This window comes from Nocardia carnea, assembly GCF_029869215.1.
Classification (GTDB): Bacteria; Actinomycetota; Actinomycetes; order Mycobacteriales; family Mycobacteriaceae; genus Nocardia; species Nocardia carnea_B.
Window position 1 is genome coordinate 244 of record NZ_JARWPM010000302.1, and the last position, 18,452, is coordinate 18,695.

1 protein-coding gene (running past one end of the window) is annotated in these 18,452 nt (G+C 65.9%); it reads left to right on the top strand.

The features are described from left to right. Window positions 1–18,452, top strand: partial view of a hypothetical protein gene (locus tag QH276_RS21345; protein ID WP_280406875.1) — the 5' portion only. 15,760 nt of this gene lie beyond the right edge of the window; the window shows 18,452 of its 34,212 coding nt (coding positions 1–18,452); it begins with the start codon at window positions 1–3; its stop codon lies beyond the right edge, outside the window.

Genomic DNA, 18,452 nt, shown 5'->3' on the forward strand with positions numbered 1-18,452 from the left:
GTGGGTGACGCGATCACCGATTCCAGTTACGACACACCTGACGACCAGCCGGTCGAAACCCCGGAACACGTGATGACCTGGCTGGGTGCGGACGTCGATGAGCTGGTGAATCGCTCGGCTACGTTGGCGGGTCAGGTGGCCACGCTGCTGGGCGGCACGCTCAGGCACCGGGGCTCCGCGCAGCCGCAGATCTGGCGGATCGTGTTCGGCGCGCGCAGTGAGCTGGTGATGGAGCCTGATGGCATCACCTGGACCCTCGCGATCGACCGGAACCTGCGGGGAGAGCCCGGGATCGTGGTCCAGGAGTTGGTCGTACTTGCCAAGCGCGCCCTGGAAGCCGCGCCTCCGTACAAGCTGGAGCCGCCCTCCGACGGCATGAGCTTCGACGAGTGGTCCGAACGTGAACTGACCAAGCGATTCGGTCCTGACGCTGTGGAAATCCTGCATGCCGAGCTGGAGCGGCGGCAGATTCGCAGCAGCGAGGGCAATCCCGATATCGGTTCGTATACCGAGCGGAAATTCGGTATCGAGAATGCGTTCGGTGAGGAAGAGGCCGCGGCCGCTTTCACTTCCGGTCAGGTGAGCCTGGAAGAGGCGGGCAACCGGGTATTGAGCGGGATGCTCGCACAGCGCGATACGGAGCCGATGGCCCAGGTGCTCACCGAACTGGAAGAGTGGTGGTCCGAGAACGCAGCGGACGGGGCGTGGAATTCGGGCGGGAACAGTGTGCCATCGGCTTCGCATTCACCGGATCCGGGTATACCGGTGGCCGGCGCCGCAGCAGCCGCCGGGGCGACAGTCGGCGGCAGCGATGATCAGGATTTGTCCTCGGGCGTCACGCTCGAGCGGGGACAGACCGAGCGTAGCGGCCGGCTGCGTGTGAAGGTCGTGCGGCTGCTGGACGCGGCCGGGATCGCGCCGGAGGACCCGGGGCGGGTGGACCTGATGTTCACGGTGGAGCAGGATCTGCAGTACCTCCTCGAGCATTCCGATGTGACTTTTACGTTGTCGCTGCACGGGAAGAGGCCGCGGCGATGGGTCGAGGGGACGGTCGTCACGAAGTCCCGGATCGGCGAGGACGCCCGCACCCGGGGCGACTCCCGGACACGAGCGGTGCGGATATACGAATCATCGTGGGCTGCGAAAGACGTGCAGTGGCTGGTGCCCCTCGAAGTCGCTGTGGTGCCGACCGTGGACGGCCCGCGGCCGGTGGTGGTGGGTCCGCGGGACGCGCCGGCGGACCATATGAAGGCTGTACTCGACCGCGTGCGTCGTGACCCTGAGCTGACTGCGGCTATCGGTGAGGGCGAAGTGCTGGCGGCACGCTGGACCAAGCGTCCTTCTGGTAACAGATTCGGCGCCGTCGATGTTCTCGAACCGGGGTCGTCGCTGCCTGGCGCGCTGGTGCCGGACACCGTTCCACCGGTAGTGCCCGCGCGAGATATCGCCCGCACATCCGGGATGTCCGTCGAATCGGCGGACGACGGTCCGGAGGCCCCCGACGACACCGAGACGGGCGGATCACCGGCTGAGGGTGAAAATCCGGACGGGCCGGAGCTGAACTCGGAGGAACCCCATGGGCTCGACTCCGACGATGTCCCGCGGTCCGGCGATCCGGATGCTGAGGCAACGGCCGCTGCCTTGTCGAAACAGTTCAGGAACATCTCGAGGTTGGGGAACCCGGTCGTGGGTCCTGTCACCGAGGTGGCAGGCCGGCCCGGGACAATGCGGGTGGACGTACGCACCAGCGAGGACCAGCCTCTACTGCGTATCGAGGTTGCGCCGGACGGCACACGCACTGTCGAAATCTCCAGTCGAGACCTCGCGATCCGCCGTGCGGTGGCGAACATTCTGGCGGCGGGCCGGCTGTCGGGTAGAGACGCGGGCCGGGTGGGAGCAGCGCTGGGGTCCGCCGGCGGTTCCGTAAAGTTGTCGGTCAAGGATGCCGAATTCGTTATCGAAGTGCCCGGCAACGAATTCTTCACGCTGGGTGAGCCGATCACCGGCCGGGCTCGCTCTGCCGCAAGCGCCCGCGAATTCAGCCTCGAGCGTCACTGGTTACCCGCTCCGATTCCGGAGGGCGCATCCGACGGTACTTCCGGTTACGACCTGCCGCTTGTGTTCGGAGCGGAATGGCGTGGTGCCGGTGACGGCGAGATGCCGTGCCGGAGTATGGCCGAGGTATTCGACCTGGTCGAGGTGCAGGGGGGCTATGCACACGCTTTCGCGCGTAGGCGGATGGCCGACCCGCGGTCCGGAAGTCCCGTCTCCTGGGTGGGGACGATAAGGCGGGATGGTCACGGGACGATCTGGGTGCGTGAATGGACCGACGATCCGGCGACGCTGCCTGCCCACGCAGTGGATTGCGGTCGCGGCGTATACGAATATCGAGCCACCCGCCGGTCTCTCGCTGAGTGGGCCCAATTCACCAAAGGCGTTGTGGGGGTTTTCCATCGCCCCGGCGACGAATGGGCGCACCCGCTTGGCGAAGGAGTCGCATCGAGCGCTGTCGCCGGCGAACATTTTCCGGATATCCAATGGGACAATGTCTACAACACCGATGATCCGCCCGGACGAGCCCGGGACTCCGACGTCGACTCGTCGGCGGATACTTCACGCGGACTAGCGCGGAGAGATGCGATCGAACTGACGGCGAATATCGTCGTGGGCTCACTGGCCGTCTTCGTCGGCTTATCTATGGCAATGTGGGCCTTTGACGAGACCCGGGAACCCCTCGCGCCAGAGGGCCCGGCGCCCGAACCATTGCCGCCCACCCCGTGGCCCGCGGTAAACGAGCTGCTTTCGAACGCGCCCTCCTTGGTCGAGAAGCTGTCGAGACTCACTTCGCACGACGAGGACGGCGGTGGCTGGTCCGTACAAGCAGTGAAAGAGCGGGGCAGTTACGTCGATTTCGAGAACAGGGTTCTCGCGCTCGGCGTCGATCCCGAAGACAACCCCACCGAGGCGGTGTGCGTGCTCTCGATGCTGGCCGGCATCGCTTCCTACGGTCCGGTCGCCGCTGCCGCGCTACGGGAGCCCGCCGACTTGGCGGAGGTGCCCCGGATGTTGGAGATCCGCGCCGCGGTGGACGCCGCGGGACTGCTGAGCTTCGCTCAGGCATGCAGTGAGATCGAGGCCGGGACTGGCGAAGACATCGCAATGGATTACTCCGGTGAACGCACCGAGAGTTTTGTCAAACGCTACTTCGGGGTCGAGCATTTCGGTGAGCGCGAGGCGTACGACGAGGTCGTCCGGGAGGCGCAGTCGGACAACCCGTTCACGCCGGCCGATGCGCGTGCCCGGATCGTGGACACGATGCTGAACGATCCCGAATCGCACTACTACAACTATCTGGCGTCTTTGGCCGAGAACGCGCCCACCCAAGATGTGTATTGGCTGTGGCCGGTGGACAGCAGGTCCGGAGGCGGTTACCTCGCCCCCGCTGCCGCCGTTGCCGGGGCCGGCGCGGTTGCCGGAGATCCGGCGACTCCGGGCTCTACTGCTGCCGCCGATTCGGGGGCCGCTCCGGTCGATGACGGTGGTGGGGCACGTCCCACCCCGGCAAGGTATCGGCGACGCTGGGCACCGGGCCCTGTTCCGGAGTGCTACCGGTTCAGTGCGATAAAAAACTATCCCGGTGTCGAGTGGGATGCCCGCGTGCCCGGGAATTTCGACGACCTGTCTGCGGTGCAGTACGTATTGAAGGCGCAGTTCCGGCAGGGTGATGACAAATTCCGGTCCGTTCAGGACGCGGTGGCGCATGTGAAGGCCACTGGCGATGTGGTGCATCTGTTCATGCCGGATGGTCGTGTCCTGTCGCTTTTCCTCATGCGTGAGGGACAGGTGTGGGTCCACGAATGGAACGAGGACGAGGCCCAGATCCCACTTCCGGATCGGCACCGCGTGGCGATCCCACATGTCTACGAGTATCCGTTCGATCTGCTGGGTCGGTTCGCGGACATACCGCTCGGAGAACCGCTGGAAGCGGTGGTGTTGCCTGGTGGCGGAAGCGAGAACGGACAACCAGTTCTGGTCGCGGAGTCGGGTTTGGATCCGGGGGCGTCCGCGGAAGCCGGACGGGCGGACCTCGGTGCAGGATCGCCGGTCGCCCGGGAGTGGCGGGATACCAGTGCGGCGGCAACCACCGTGGTGCGGGTGTCACGTATGCCGGACGGTCGCTTGGTGGCTTTGCCGTCCGGTGTTCACCTCGATACTGCGGTGACCGGTGCGGTGCCGCTGGAGGAGGTTCTGGAATCGCTGTCCGGGCTGCCAGGCCGGGTTGTACTCGACCTGTCGGCCGCACCGGGTGCGGCGGCCGCGCGGGCAGTGCTGAAATCGGCAGCCGAGACAGTGCACCGATACGACCTCCAGGTCGAGGTGAAGAGCAGCTTCGCGCGTGTCGACCAGCGTGCGAAGAAGATCTTTCCGGATGGTCTCACCCGTGCGGCGATCGTAGCCGGGCTCATGGATCTGCCCCCTCTTCAGCGCGAGACGCTCACCCGGCGTTACAGAGACGGGCTCAGCCGGTGGGAAACGGGCAAATCACTGTCCAGGGAAGTGCTCAAAGGAGTCACGGCCTGGATGGTGGGTGACTTGGAGGCCAGAGCGATCCCGAAGCTGGTCGCACTTCGAGGGTCGCGAACCCAGATATACAGCGACGGGTTCACCAGCACCGGAGGTCCCGGGACCGGGAGTCATCGTCCCCGGGCCGGGGCGGTGGATCGGTCGAACGAGTTCCGGGACCGATCGACCGCGTTCGACGCCTCCGCCGGCTTCCGGGCGCGGCTGGTATCTGCCTTGTCGCCGCTCGAAGCAAAACTACTGCGCAGTGCCGGGCTGGTAGGTGAGGTTACCGAAGCGAGTGTCGAAGACCTACTCACCATCGCTCTTGGTGTGCTGCGGGAACCTGGGCTGGCGGCCGAGGAATGGGAGCCGGTCGCCGATATCGTGGCCGATCACAGCACGGTGGCCCAGCGTTGCCGGGCCAGACTGGAAACCGCGCTCGAACTGCTGAAGGAGTTCTCGGCGGAAACGATTGGACTGCAGAAAGAGTTGTCGCCGAATACGCAGTTCGCGGCGCTGGTGAACAGCACCCGTGAGCTCCTGGCCAACGACGCGTCGTTCGGCGCACTCATTGCGTCTGCACGCGAACTGCTGCGGGAGGACCGGAAACGCCGGTCGGCGTTCGCTGAAGAAAACCGGCGGAAGGCGGCCGAGAACCAGCCGGAACGCGAACCGGCGCGTGAAGAATTCCTGCCGGATTGGGCGCGGCGCTGGATGATGGATGCCGTCGCCTGCTACGACGCGGCGCTCGACGGGACAGGGATACCGCCGGAATCCGGTGAGCGGCCTCTGCCGGTAGCCGGTGCGTACCCAGGCCACCGGAAGCGCCCGGTGGTTACCGTGACCGGAAGCGTGGCGGCAGATTTCGATATCGGCCAGGTGAACTGCCTGCGTAACGGGGTGATGTCGGCCAAGTATCTCGGCCTGATCACCGACGGGCGCCTGGCCCCCCTGCCCGACCCGAAGCAAGCCCCGAATCCCCGCAAGGCGGAGATCGTACTCGGCGGCAGGCACCACCCGGGCGGCTTCGGCTCCCTCACGAACCCGTCGGCGTCCGACGATCCGTATCAAGCCATCAAGGACGCCTACCAGGAGATGGCGGACTGGCTGCTGTACGGCGACTCGCCGGACCGAACCGCCGACCCGGCAGACCGTGACGGTGCCTGGCTGATGGCGTTCGAGCAGGACCGGTCGCGAATGGGGCGCGACGAGGTGGGTGCGCATGCGGTGATCCTCTGCAACGAGGGTGGTCGCATCAAGGTGTACGAAACCGACAGTCCACGGAACTTCGGTAAACCGATCTCGTTCGAGAAATGGTCGCCGCGCTCGAACATTCTGCCGTGGATTCCGGCTATCGTCTTCCACGGTCCGGACCAGCCGGAGATTCCGCGCCGGGGCGGGTTGTTCGGGTGGTTCCGTTCCGCATTGGGCACTCGGGGCAAGGATTACTCATTCGGGCGGATCGGGTCACCCGCGACCGGTGCGGCACCAGGCGAGTGGAATACCCATGTCGATCCCAGCTCTACGGCCGCCGCGGACCTGCCGGACGGGACGGCGGCGCTGCCCGCAGCTACCGCAGAAGAAGAGGGGCAGACGGGCCACGCAGTGGATCCCTCCGGGGATACTTCCGCGGGCCCACAGGAATACCCGGCCGAGCGCGTGCCGGACGGAACCCCCGTGGACTGGAACGCCCGCCGCGAAACAGAGATGGTGGCACTGCTGACAGCCGCGCGCGAACATCCGGCGCTTCTCCGGTTCGTGTCCCTGGCGATACGGAACTCCAGCGGGAATCCGGCGGCGGACACCTTCGACCGGTGGCGAGACGGTGAGCTGACCCTGGAGCAGTTGACGGAGCTGACCATCCTGCTTCCTGCCGACGGAGAAACCCTGGCCGGTCGCGGCATCATGGAGCAGGCGGCGGACCTGTTGTCCGGTCGAATTGATGGATCGGTCAAACCCGGTGATGTGGTGGAGGCGGCCCGGCGCTGGCCTAGCGGTGCTTATCCGGCCGCTTATGCCGCGCTGACGCCCGGTCGGCGGGATGAACTGGAAGGCCCGCACCGCGGCCTCGCTGTCGCCGAATTGCGACGCGGACTCGGTATGTTCGGGAAACCCGGCACCGTATCGGTGGTCGGCACCGGTTCCGCGGATTCCGAGCCCACGGGTGAGTCGGGGCGCACAGTGGCCGACGGACAGTCGGCCGCCAGTGAAGCGGAAGCGGCGGCGATCGCGTACGCAAAGGCCCGGCAGCGTCTGGTCGAATCGGCGGACGACGCCGGGGAATGGTATCGGCGGGCGCCGGATGAGGTGCTACCCGGTGATCCGATCCAGCAGCTGTGCCGGCTGATCGAGGCAGTACAGCCCGGTGTTGTGCACACCCGGCACGCGGAACGAACGGGCCGGCCCACAGTGGCCGATGTGTATGCCTGTTCCGGCGGACCCGCAGTATTCGAAGAGGTCCGCGGTGACGACTCCGGGACCGCTCACGACAAGATTGCGGAGCACCTTGCGGTGGGTGAGCTCGCGGTCGTGATGGACCGGCACGAACGGCCGGGCGACTCGAGCACGGACGTGTACGTGTATGCGGTGATGAAACTCGACGGCCCCGCCGTAGTGGCCTGGGAATGGCGGGCGGGACAATGGGTGCCGAACCGGCACGTGCCCGGCACACCGCTGCGCGGCGCGGCGTACGAGGCACCCACGCAGACGTGGGCGGCGGTCGTCGGGGTCGACGGCTTCCGTGCCGGGGTAGGTGATCCGGACGCGGCAGCGCTGCCCGCGGACCTGACCATCGGCGGGCCGCTTCGTGAGCTGGCCGGCTCGGCGGATACGGACACGGATGCCGATACGACGACGGCGATCGGGAACTCGATACGTCGCGTGATGGCAGCAGCCGACACCAGAAGGGTGCCCACACGCGCCGCGGACGACGTAGTTGTGGCGACGGCCGCCATCGTCGGTTCCTGCGGGGATGGCACGTCTCCGGTGGACATGCGCGTGCGCCGGGATCGGTCCGGGATGCCGCTGCTGGAATTGGATACCGGCCTCGGCCACCGACTGACCCTGAGTCGCCGGGGATTGCAATACACCACCACCATCGAATCCGGCGATGCCGCGGAGATCGAGGAACTGTGCCGGCATATGGCGCATATGGTGCAGTCGGCGGGGGCCGAGAATTCCGATCCGCTGGATCTGCTGCGTCGGGCATTCGACCCGGGCGATAACGGAGATGATCTCGGCTCGGTCCAGCAGCTGGCAAATCGGCAGGCGCCGATCACGGTGACCTTGACACTGGACACCGCAACGAAGTGGCGGGGTCTGCACGCCACGGTGAGCGCCGCGGACTTCGAACGCACGACAGTGCTGTACACGGCGGCTGAGCACACGAACGTGGGCGGCGACCCGGTCCAGGTGTGCGTCGAAGCGCCGGATCCCGAGGCGTCCGGGTACGTAGTCGCAGCGAGGGATGTGGCGGCAGCGGTGCAGCGCGACCACAACGCACGGCAGCAGCTGTTGGCTACGCTGCACCGGGAACGGTTCGCTCTGGTGGAATACCGCCAAGGTGCCGATTCCCTGCCGAGCGGGTGGCCGGTGACGATCGAGGGTGCGGATATCTATGTGCGGGATCCGAACGGTCGCTGGCACTGTGCGAGCGGCCACGTCGTCGAGACCTTCGACCAGAGTGTGTGCTGGACGGACTTCGGACTGACCACGACCAGGCCGGGCGCGAACTGGCCGGAGTTCCCGCGCGCCGAATCGACAACCTTCCCACATTGGGACGCCGCCACGGCGGGCACCGTGCGCGACCCATTCATGGCGCGGGGTACAGAACCGCTGATCGCGCTCACCATTGCGCACGGTACCGAACACGAGAAAGCCTGGCTGGACAGCCGCCTGTACGACGCCGCGCGAAATTCGGAGTTCCCTGTCGAGTGGATCGATCCGATCTGGGAGCGACTGGTCGCGGCTCTACAGTCGTCCGGAGATTCGGGCCGGGAGGTGCGCGAGTGCTGGGTTCGGCCGGGTCGGAAGGCGATATCGCTATATCTGGTCTATGACGGGAAACCGTGGTTCGGCCTGCGGGTGTCGGAGAAAGACGGTTCCATCCATGTGCATACCGAGCTATCGCCGGCCGGCCCCGATTCGGAGATAGCACCAGAAATGGCCGAGCGCAGTATCGGCGACGATCTGCGTGGGGTGCCACCCGAGCGACGGATCGGGATGACACAGCGAATGCGCCGAAGGGTGCGGCAAGAACTCCGTGTTTGGCGCTGGGGTAACGAGCCACAGTGGCATATGTGGACATCGGTGGACTGGGGGAACGAGAGATTCGAGGTCTTCTCTGCCCGCGGCACCATTGCGAGGAACGAGGCACCGACAGCGGGATTGGCTGCCGATCGGATCGCTGGACGTCAGCTCCTGGCGGCCATTGCCACCGAACGGGGCGATCGGCGGCCCGAAGCGGGCATTGTGGCGAACCCGGGCCCGCGTCCGGATCATCGAATCACCGTAGACGGATCCGTGGACTCCGCAACCACTCCGGATATTGCGGACTGGCTGGCCGGACAGGGTTTCGGTACGTGCACCACCGAGGTGGCCGCGCTCATGGCGGAATGTGCCGGCGGCTCAGTCACCGCGTCGATATGGTCGCCGGGCGGCGACGCGCTGCTGCTGGTGGAGTTCTACGACGAATCCGGCCGGCGCCGGGTGACACTGGATATCGTCGGCCGCGATGGTGATGCCCGGATCGTCCGGCAGGTGGTACCACCCCCGCCGGTCTCTGCGGACGCCGATCCGCCCCACACCGAACCCAGCGAGGATCGCGGGCAGCTGCGGCGTCTCGGGACATGGTCGGCGGCTACCGGGCCGGACGGTTCCGGCACGCCGCTGAGCGCAACCTATCAGGTGGTGGATGCTGCCCTGTGCGGCGACCGGCCCAGGCGGGTGACCACCGAGATATCGGACGACTCGAAGATCCTGGTGACGGTGGCGGAGGCCGACGGCGGGGCTACCCGCGTCACGATGGCCGAGCGCGCGCAATGCTCCGGGACGTGGCTCGATATCGAGGTGGGCGCGGAACTGGCGGCCGGGGAACGGGACCCGATCCTCGCGGCAGCGGTCGGGTGCCTGCCGTCCGCCCGGCCGCCGGCAGCGGCCGCATGGACGAGTATTCTCGCGGACGCCACCGATGATTCCGACCCGCTGCAGCTCAGGCTTGCGGGGACGGAACCACCCGGGATGATCGCCTATTGCGGTTCCCGCACCGACGATCCGACTCAGTGGCTCGAACTATCACCGGACACAGCGAAATTCGTCTTGCAGGTAACCGACGACGCCGCCTCGGAGGAGTCGGCCGCGCTGGTCGGGTCGCTGGTCGATGCCGTCCCGGGGGTCTCGATGCCGTGGTTGGCCGAATGGCTGCAGGCCGGATCAACTCCCGGAACTCGAATCGAGGTGATCACTCGGTCGAACAATTCGGTGGATATCGCGCTGTATCAACGGGAGGGTGACCAGTGGTACAGCGAGCCGTACCATCGGCTGTCCATCCCTGCGGTTCGACCGAACGAGACCTTTGACGGCCAGGCGGTCGCCCACTGGGATCGGCGGTATACCGGTACCGAAACGCGGCAAGAATTCGTCGATATCGTCCGAACGCAATTGCTGCGAGTGTGGAGCCATGGCGAGAAAATGGTCGAACTCGAAAATTACGACAAGCCGCTCGCGGATGCGTCGGCGCTGAGCTCGGCCGCGGATCATGTCGAGGTGGTTCAGGCGGAATTGAGCGGGATTCCGCAGCAGAGCCGGCTCGGCGTGGACGTGGACACGAATATCCTCCCCCGGAGGAACTATGTGGCCGTGCCGGCAACCATGGTCGAATTGGTGCACGACGAGCTCCGAATAGCGGAACGTCACCGCAGTCGGGTGTACGGCAAGTACTCGGGCGAGATCGCGGACAGGAAGTTCGATGAGGCCGTCACCGAGGTGGAGCGTTTGCGCGGCGAACTGCGAATGCTCGAGGCACATCCGTTCCTAGGTGACCTACCGCCGGTGTGGGACCCGCAGCTGGGGATCTTCAAACCGGACCTGTCGGACGAATTGCCCGAACCGGCCCGACCCGCGGATATGGGCATGCCCGCCATCGTGGCCGAAACGATCGATCGGGTGCGCGCCACGGTGTCGTGGGAGAACGGCAGACCACACTACCGCACCGACGACATCGATCCTCGGGCACTCGACCTCACCTTCCGGTACCTGATGGAGAAACAGGAGAACCTCCCGCACCAGTATCAACCCCTCCTCGAAACGCTGAGCGCGGCGACGGGCCCCGTCGGGATGCGGGCCAAGGCCAAGCAGCTCTGTGACGATTTCTTCGCTGCCAAGAAGGCGGAGGAACCCGGGATAGACGGGCGGGAGGAGCTGTTCGAGCAACTGAAGGCGATGCTTGCCGATGAGAGTATGCGCGCCGAAATCCTCCGGGCAGTGCAGGCGGTGGACGATGATCCGGACTGGCGGGACGATCGGCTGGCAGTTCTCGGCTACGGCCTGCATACCTTGACCTTCATGAAGCGGTGGTTCACCGATAGCGAGGGCAACGGCGATGGTGTCCTTGCCTATCCGCCGTTCGACGGAGAGTCACACAGCAAACTCACCAAGAAACAGAAGCGGGCGGAGCGGGAGAAACACAAGGCAGCGGCAGCGGAGTGGGAAAGGAGCGAACTACAAACACGGCAGGCACGGGTACAGGAACTCACTCGCACGGACGGCCCGCTGACCGAACTGGTCAAGGCGGCATTCATCGACCGCTGTGCCCGCAGAATCGTAGAAGAACTGGGGAAGAGGAAGCGGAGGCTCCGGAGTCCCGAGAAGGAATTGTCGGCCCTGCTCGACCAGTCCAGTGTGGTCGACGGCTGGATCGATGAGTCGATCGATAAGGTACACCAGGCATGTAGAGAAGCCCTGCCCCGCACGGATATCGACGACCTCATCGAAATCTGGTCGCGGGAAGAGGCGGAACGCCGGCAGGCTCATTTGATCGAACGCCTCGAGAAGTGGACGCCGTGGATCGAGAAGGTCGTCGCCTGCCACGAGTACACCATGCGCCGGCTCTGCCGCGGTGACAGCTCGTTCGACGGTGTCGCGTGGATTTCCGAGCACGGTATCGAGCCGGTGATTCCGATAGTCGGTGACGACCCCATCCTGGAAATTGCGTTCAGTTATCTGAACGGTCTGCTGGTCGAGGTCGAAGGCGCCGGACCCTACGGATGTAAGGCCATGGAGCTGAACGAGGACGGCAGCATTACGATAACGCTGAAGAATGCCTCGCTCGACGAGATACTCGGCGCCAACATCGCGGCCACGATCTACGAGATGCTGCGCGGTGAAAAAGTTCACGTCGTCATGCTGGTCGATTATGTGCACGAGCAGCCCGGCCGCGCGGAGATGGAAAAGCAGTACGAGGAGCTGAGGAAACGCAATCCGGCGCTGGCTGCCGAATTGAAGATTCCGCTCATCGCGGGCGAATCGGATGGTGTCCTTACCTACACCGACGAGGCAAAGTCCTACTCACTCGTGTGGCATCTGTTCAAGACCGATGCGCTCGGTGTGGCACCGCAGCATCTACGGCAGCTGGACGAGGGCAATATTCCCATCGAAGGTCTCCTCGCGGCGTTGGAGCACGCCGCCGAGGACCCCGACAGCGGCGTCGAATTGTACTGGGCCTGCCGCGATCACGAGAACCAGCATGTCGACGCACAAGGCCACTGCGGTGCACTCGACGGGAGTGGCGAGAGCTGCGGAAAGAACCTGTGCCGGTATGCGCGCATCAACGGGGTGGATGTGCGTCTCACCGAGGAAGACGGAACCGGGACGTGTGAAGCGCTCGACCTCGGCGCCTACATCCGCGATGCACTGGCGTTCATGCGGAACTCGGATATTTTCACCGCGATATTCCTGCGCCAGTACATGCGTGAGCAGATGTTGGCGGTCGGCGTCGGCGCGCAAGCGCTGGGCCTGTACTACAACAGCGCGGCATTCGAAGTCGACGAGACCCGGGCCACCGTGCCGGAAATGATCGCCGGCCTCCGCTTCGGAATCGCCAAGGAATTCGAGCGTGTCAGCAAGGTGCTGTGGGAGATCGTGCGGGACACCGAGAAACTCGCGGCTATGTACCGGAAACGGCATGTCAGCCCGATACTGGGTGAAAAAGCCCAGCACGATGCCGCGTACAAGAAGCGCCGGGATGCCGCCGCGCAGGAGCCGGAACCGACGGAAGAGTATGGGGGGAAGCAGCGACCCCCGAAGGCGCCGGCCGCCGCATCCCCGACACCGGCCACCCGACCGGCCGCACCAGGGCGCGCGACCGGTCCGCATCGTGGCATGCGCCCCGGGTCGGGTGGGCGCGCGCCACTGCGGGGCCCGGGAAACTTCGATATCCCAAGGGGTCCTGAGCGTTGGGGTGGGCACAATCAGTCGCGCGACCCAGATGATGTCGCACACACCTCCGCCGATGCCGCGATGCCTCCGGCCGAGGACGGCACCGGCGGTCACTCATCGGCCGGGTCCGAACCGCAGTCAGGGCCTGGTTCGACAGGGGACCCGGTGGATCTGGGGAAGACCGGGACCGGTATGACCGACCCCGGTGGTCTCGCGGGCAGCGACCACCGGGGGCAGGTTCCGTCGGCGGATGCCGGTGGCCTCGGCGCAACGGATGCGGGTAACCTCGCATCACAGGGCATGTCCGGCCCTGAGATCCCGACTGCACCCGACCGCAGCGAGGGGATCCGTGATGCCCGGGACCGGATGCGGAGACTGTATGAATCCGTGCCGGAGAAGTGGTTTAAATTCGCCGGCAGTGCATGTGGTGGCACCGCACTCTGGATTGCCGCGGACCTGACCGGTAATTCGGCTATCGAGCTACCGGATCGAGGGCTGGGATCCGCCGGGATACGTAAGGAGGAGGTGTCGTATCGCTCCGGCGGACGCTTTTTCCGGTGTTCGCTCGATGGTCTCGACACATTGATGGACGCGCACACCGGCCGCGTAGTTGCGCTCGTCGATACCAGCGGGTGGATGACAGCGGACGGAAAGCGCGCCGAGCACAAATATGTGGTCGACAAGTCGGACGATCTGATCGTCTATCCGAATGAGCGAACGCGTGCCGGGGCGCCGAGCGATCCTCATCATTTTCCGCCGCGGTTCGACGAGGCCGCCGACGGTATCGAGGTCGCACTTCTCGATGGCAGCGGCCGGCCTGTCCACCCCGCCGACGACCTCGGCCCGCGCGAACCGCGAGAACCGCTGCTGCGTGCGGAAGTGGTGCAGGACTTCGGTCCGGTCAGGTCGTGGACGGAGGAGACCTGGAAAAGGCTTGACGCTCTGTTCCGTCGCGGCGTGGACGGGATCGCCCTCGAGCTCACCGCAGATCCTGTTCCGCCCAGTGAGCGACTGAATGGACGAAGGGCCGACGATGCCGATGTGCGGGTCCTGGACCGCGCTGTCCGGCTCGCCCTCAAACGTGGCTGGCACGGAGACTTCATGGTGACCGCGAGTCCGAAGCGTGCACCTGGTGTCGCAATGTGGCTCGTGGATCAAAGTATTCAAGTGCTGGAGTCCTACGGCCGAAACTATTGGCTGGCGAGCACGAATCGGCATGTGCTGTACTTCGCATCGGCCTTGAGCAGTCCACGGGGCAAGGTCGCGGCCGTGCTGGCCCCGGATGGCGATATACAGCATCCGGCCGCTGCCCGAGAATTCGGTGCCACCGCACTGTCTGTGCCGGCGTCCGCGATGACAGCCCGCATTCGGCAAGCAGCCGGTGATCTGAGCCTACTGGTACGGGATGTCGGCGATTCAACTGTGTCGAAGGCCTTGGATGCCGAACCGGCTGCCGTGATCGGTACCGACTCCGGCATCATCTGCGACGAGTTGCGAACGCGCGGCATCGAACTCCCTCGACCCGTCCCCTTGCCCTACCATGTGGAGGGAATCTCCTCCACCGCCGTGCCGCCGCGCGGCGGTGGCGGCGGAACAGCGGCACTTCTGCAGGAGGTCGTCGACTGGTTCGCCCGCCGGGGGGTCACTGTCCGGATCAACCTCGCCAATGCCGGACCGATAATGACAGCCGGGGCCATCGAAAAGCGGACGGACGGAGTGATCCGTCATATCACCTCGTACGACGCAGTCGAAGATACGCTGGAGCGGCTGGGACCGGGGTCAGCGGCGTTGGTACTGGATCAGCTCCACGTCCCGATAGACCAGTTCGGTGTCGCCACAGAACCTACTCTCTGGACACTCGATGAGGACACCGGCATCGAGGTGCTCGACCTCGACCACATATCGCCCGATGCGAAAGACTATCGACCATCGGCTGAATGGTCTCCGAAGCATCGGGTCGGCGCGACGTGGATACTGGCGTGGGCGCCCGATGGCTCTTGCGAACTACCACGAGCTCTTTTCGCACTTCCACCGGAAGAACGCGCCAAATTGGTTCACATCCGCCCCATAGCGAATGTCGGTCGCTACGGGCCACAAGGCGAGGAGGACGAGGCTGCCTCGTCGCACCACAGTTCCGCCGCTACTCGGGATGCCATCCCGGCGTCTTCGGATACGGGGAGTGACGTGCCCCGCAACGGAATACCGGCCGCGGCGGAAATCGCCATAGCGTCAGGACTCGAGCCTCCACGAGCCGGGAACCCGGCGCACACCGAGGGTGAATCGGGGCCGGCGGCGGAAATCGGGCCGGCTGATCATGGCCACTCTGTCCGTGATGCGATAGGCCTGCTCGAAACCGATTTGCGCCCGATTGCCGAGGCTGACCTGCTCAATGGTGAATCCACCGAGGACATCGCCACCCGAACGGGCGGATCGGTGAGGTCGGTCAGTGATCCACTGAGCCGGGGGCGGGCCCGGATCGACAAGTTGGCGGGCGAGGAGCGGGACAGCGCCCCCGTGTCACTGGCCGAGTTGCCGGCGGAATCGGGCCAGGCCCGGATGGGCGACCCGGCCCCGGCCGAGGAACCGGGACGGGCATCGAAGTCGCCTATGCGCGAGTCGAATCGGAGCATCGGAGCACGGGACGGGCGATCGAACCCGGCGGACACGGCCGCGCACGGCGGTCCGAAATCCCGCGGCCCGGGCGATACCCTGCGCGGAATCGGCGGAATGATGGGCCGCCCGGGAGGAGCGTTGGGTAACGGCGTGGTCCGGTCGGCTGGTGATCCGGTCGTCCGGCGTATGCGGGCATTGACGGCGCGAGTGTTGAAGACGCCGGCTTGGGCGGCCGCGGACCGCGAAACCAGGTCAGCGATCAGCCGAGTGGTAGAGGCAGCGCTGCGCGGGCCGGACGACGGCTTCGCCGTGACCGACTCGGACCTGCCGGAGCCGGTAGTCACCGAGCCCGGCGGCGCGCTGCGAATCCAGGTGCCGCTGGGTGGCGTGTCCTACGACCTGATGCTGCGCGACGGTGAGCTCACGTATACCGCAACGCTGGATCAAGGCCAGGTTGGGGAGGCTGAGGTGCTGGCCGCGCATCTGAGGTCGTTGGCGCTGGCGTGCGGGACCGATCTCGGTGATCCTGTGGAGCTGCTGGGAGCAGTTGCCGAGGATCAGTTGGCCGTGGGGCGTCTGACGGTGGAAATGAGCTTGCACGGTGGAGAGCCGTACCGGTATCTGGACGGCCGCTGGAGGCCGGAGAACGGCGAGCGGTGGGAGTCGACCGGTACGGTCCACGAGACCACAACAGCCGTCGGCGAAGTGGAGTGGCGCGTGGACCGGCGGATCGGTGTTCGTCATCACCCGGACGGCGACCGGTTGGTTGTCGTCGGTGACGCCGGTATGTCGGAAACATCCGTGCGCCGAATCCTGCTGAGCAGGATGCGGCTCGTACCTGGTTTGCGTGACCTCGTCGCTTCGGGGATGAAGGTCGACTTCTGCAGGTGGTCGCCGGCCGGTCAAGACCTCGGTCGGCTCGGGACCGGAACCGCGGTGGTATCCGAATATCCGGGCTTCCCCTCCTGTGCACTGTCCGTCTGCGGCACTCGTGGCGATTGGCAGCACGAACTCGACAATCTGCAGCTCGCCGAGATCCGCACCCGCGTTCGCGCCGCGATCGGTGAGGGACGCCGGATGGACGAAGCGGTGAACGAGATCCGTCGCCGCTTCGAAGGATCCGTCGAGCCGCCTACGGCACTGCTCGATGTGGTGAACTCCGTACTCGGTGTCCATGCCGGAGCACAGGGCCGCAGCGGTGCCTCGCAGGAGCCCGGAAAAGGCGGGCCGCCAGAGAAGTACATCGGCACCGGTGGATTTCCGGGTCCGAAACCGCCGGTCGGAGGCTCTGGTATGGCAACCAGGGTGCCCGGGGAAGCGCCATCGGTACCTGGCATGACGGAGGATGACGGTTCGACCCCGTCGTCCGCCGTGATGGCAGGTGCCGCGCGGGCGTCGGCATCCGATGCCGGTGCCGACGAGGACGGGCGGGGTTCTCGCGTCGCACACCTCCAGCTCGCTGTGCGCAAGGACTGCTACCTGTACGTGGGATTCGCCACCGCCGGCTACGACGGCGTGAACCTGGACACCGATCTACTGCTGGCCGCCGGGACACCGGACGGTGACGGTGGGGTTCCGGAGAAGTACGCCGAAGCCCTGCACAACGATTGGCATGCCGAGCCCTCGGGCGATCCGGACGGTTACCAGGGGTACGAACACCTGGATCGTATCGCCGAGAAGGTGAAACGTGACGGGCGGATCGCCAATGTGGCACTGGAGTTCGCGGGAGTCGGCAGCCACTTGATGCTTTTCTACCGGGGCGAGGACGGTTCGCCCTGGGTGAAGGAGAAAATCGGCGACGAAGTCCATCACTACAAGTATGTTGCGGAACAGGATTGGGCCCGCCGCCGAAAGAACCCGAAACCGGGGGAGTTGTCGGGTATATGGACCATTGAATGGCTCCGGGACGACCTGTCAGGGAAATATCGTGCCGAGAACCCGCTTACTGAGCACAATCCCCGCTCGAGCGGAATTCCGGGCGGCACGATGCCGACGTTGCCGATGGGCCACCGCGAGTCGGACCCCGGAGCAGGTGGCCCTCCGCCGCCCGACGGGGAAGCCGCTGCACAGGTGCATGGCAACGTCGTGGACGGTGCCGCGATACCAGAATCGATACCGAGCCGGGCCGAGGAGGCGGCCCGGCGTGCCCGAGCCGAGGCGGTGGCCCGGCGGGCCGGAGTGGACGTGGATGTGGCCCGGCGGGCCGGAGTGGACGTGGATACCGTATACGGGGTTTTCCGGGGTTCCTCCCGTTCCGCGGGGAACCCACAGACGCTGCGGAAGATCCTGGATGCCGCCCGCGAGGTCGGTTTCTCCCGTGTCGGGGATCCCGCTGATCGGGTGCCGATACCGGAGGCGACCTCCAAGGCAGCGGTTTCCGCGGAATTCGGGGCCGCAATGCGTTGGTGGATGACCGAGGAGGAATGGGCGAATCGGCCCGGCCCACGGGAGGTCGAATGGTGGATGGGGGTCCGCGACCGGATTCTGGAGCCGGGCCCGCAACAGCCCGAAACGGTAGTGGAGTGGTGGGACTCCCTCGACCCGGTGGAGCAGTCGGAGGTCGCGAAACATTTGCCGATCGCGTCGGATCCGGCGCGGTTGCGGATACTGCGGGAGGTCGTCCGACGATTCGGTGCCGGGTACCGGGAGGCGGATGAGCGGCGTCTGTCAGCGCACGACGACCTGGACGAGGCGTCGGCTGGGCTCAGCGGTTCGGGTAGAACCTGGAACGAGGCCGTCGGGCGATGGGAACGCGCCGGACGGCCCGAGCAGGGAACGAACGCGGACGCTGACGCTTTCATTGAGAGGATCCGGGCCGTCGAGGCCGAAAGGGACGCGGCGAT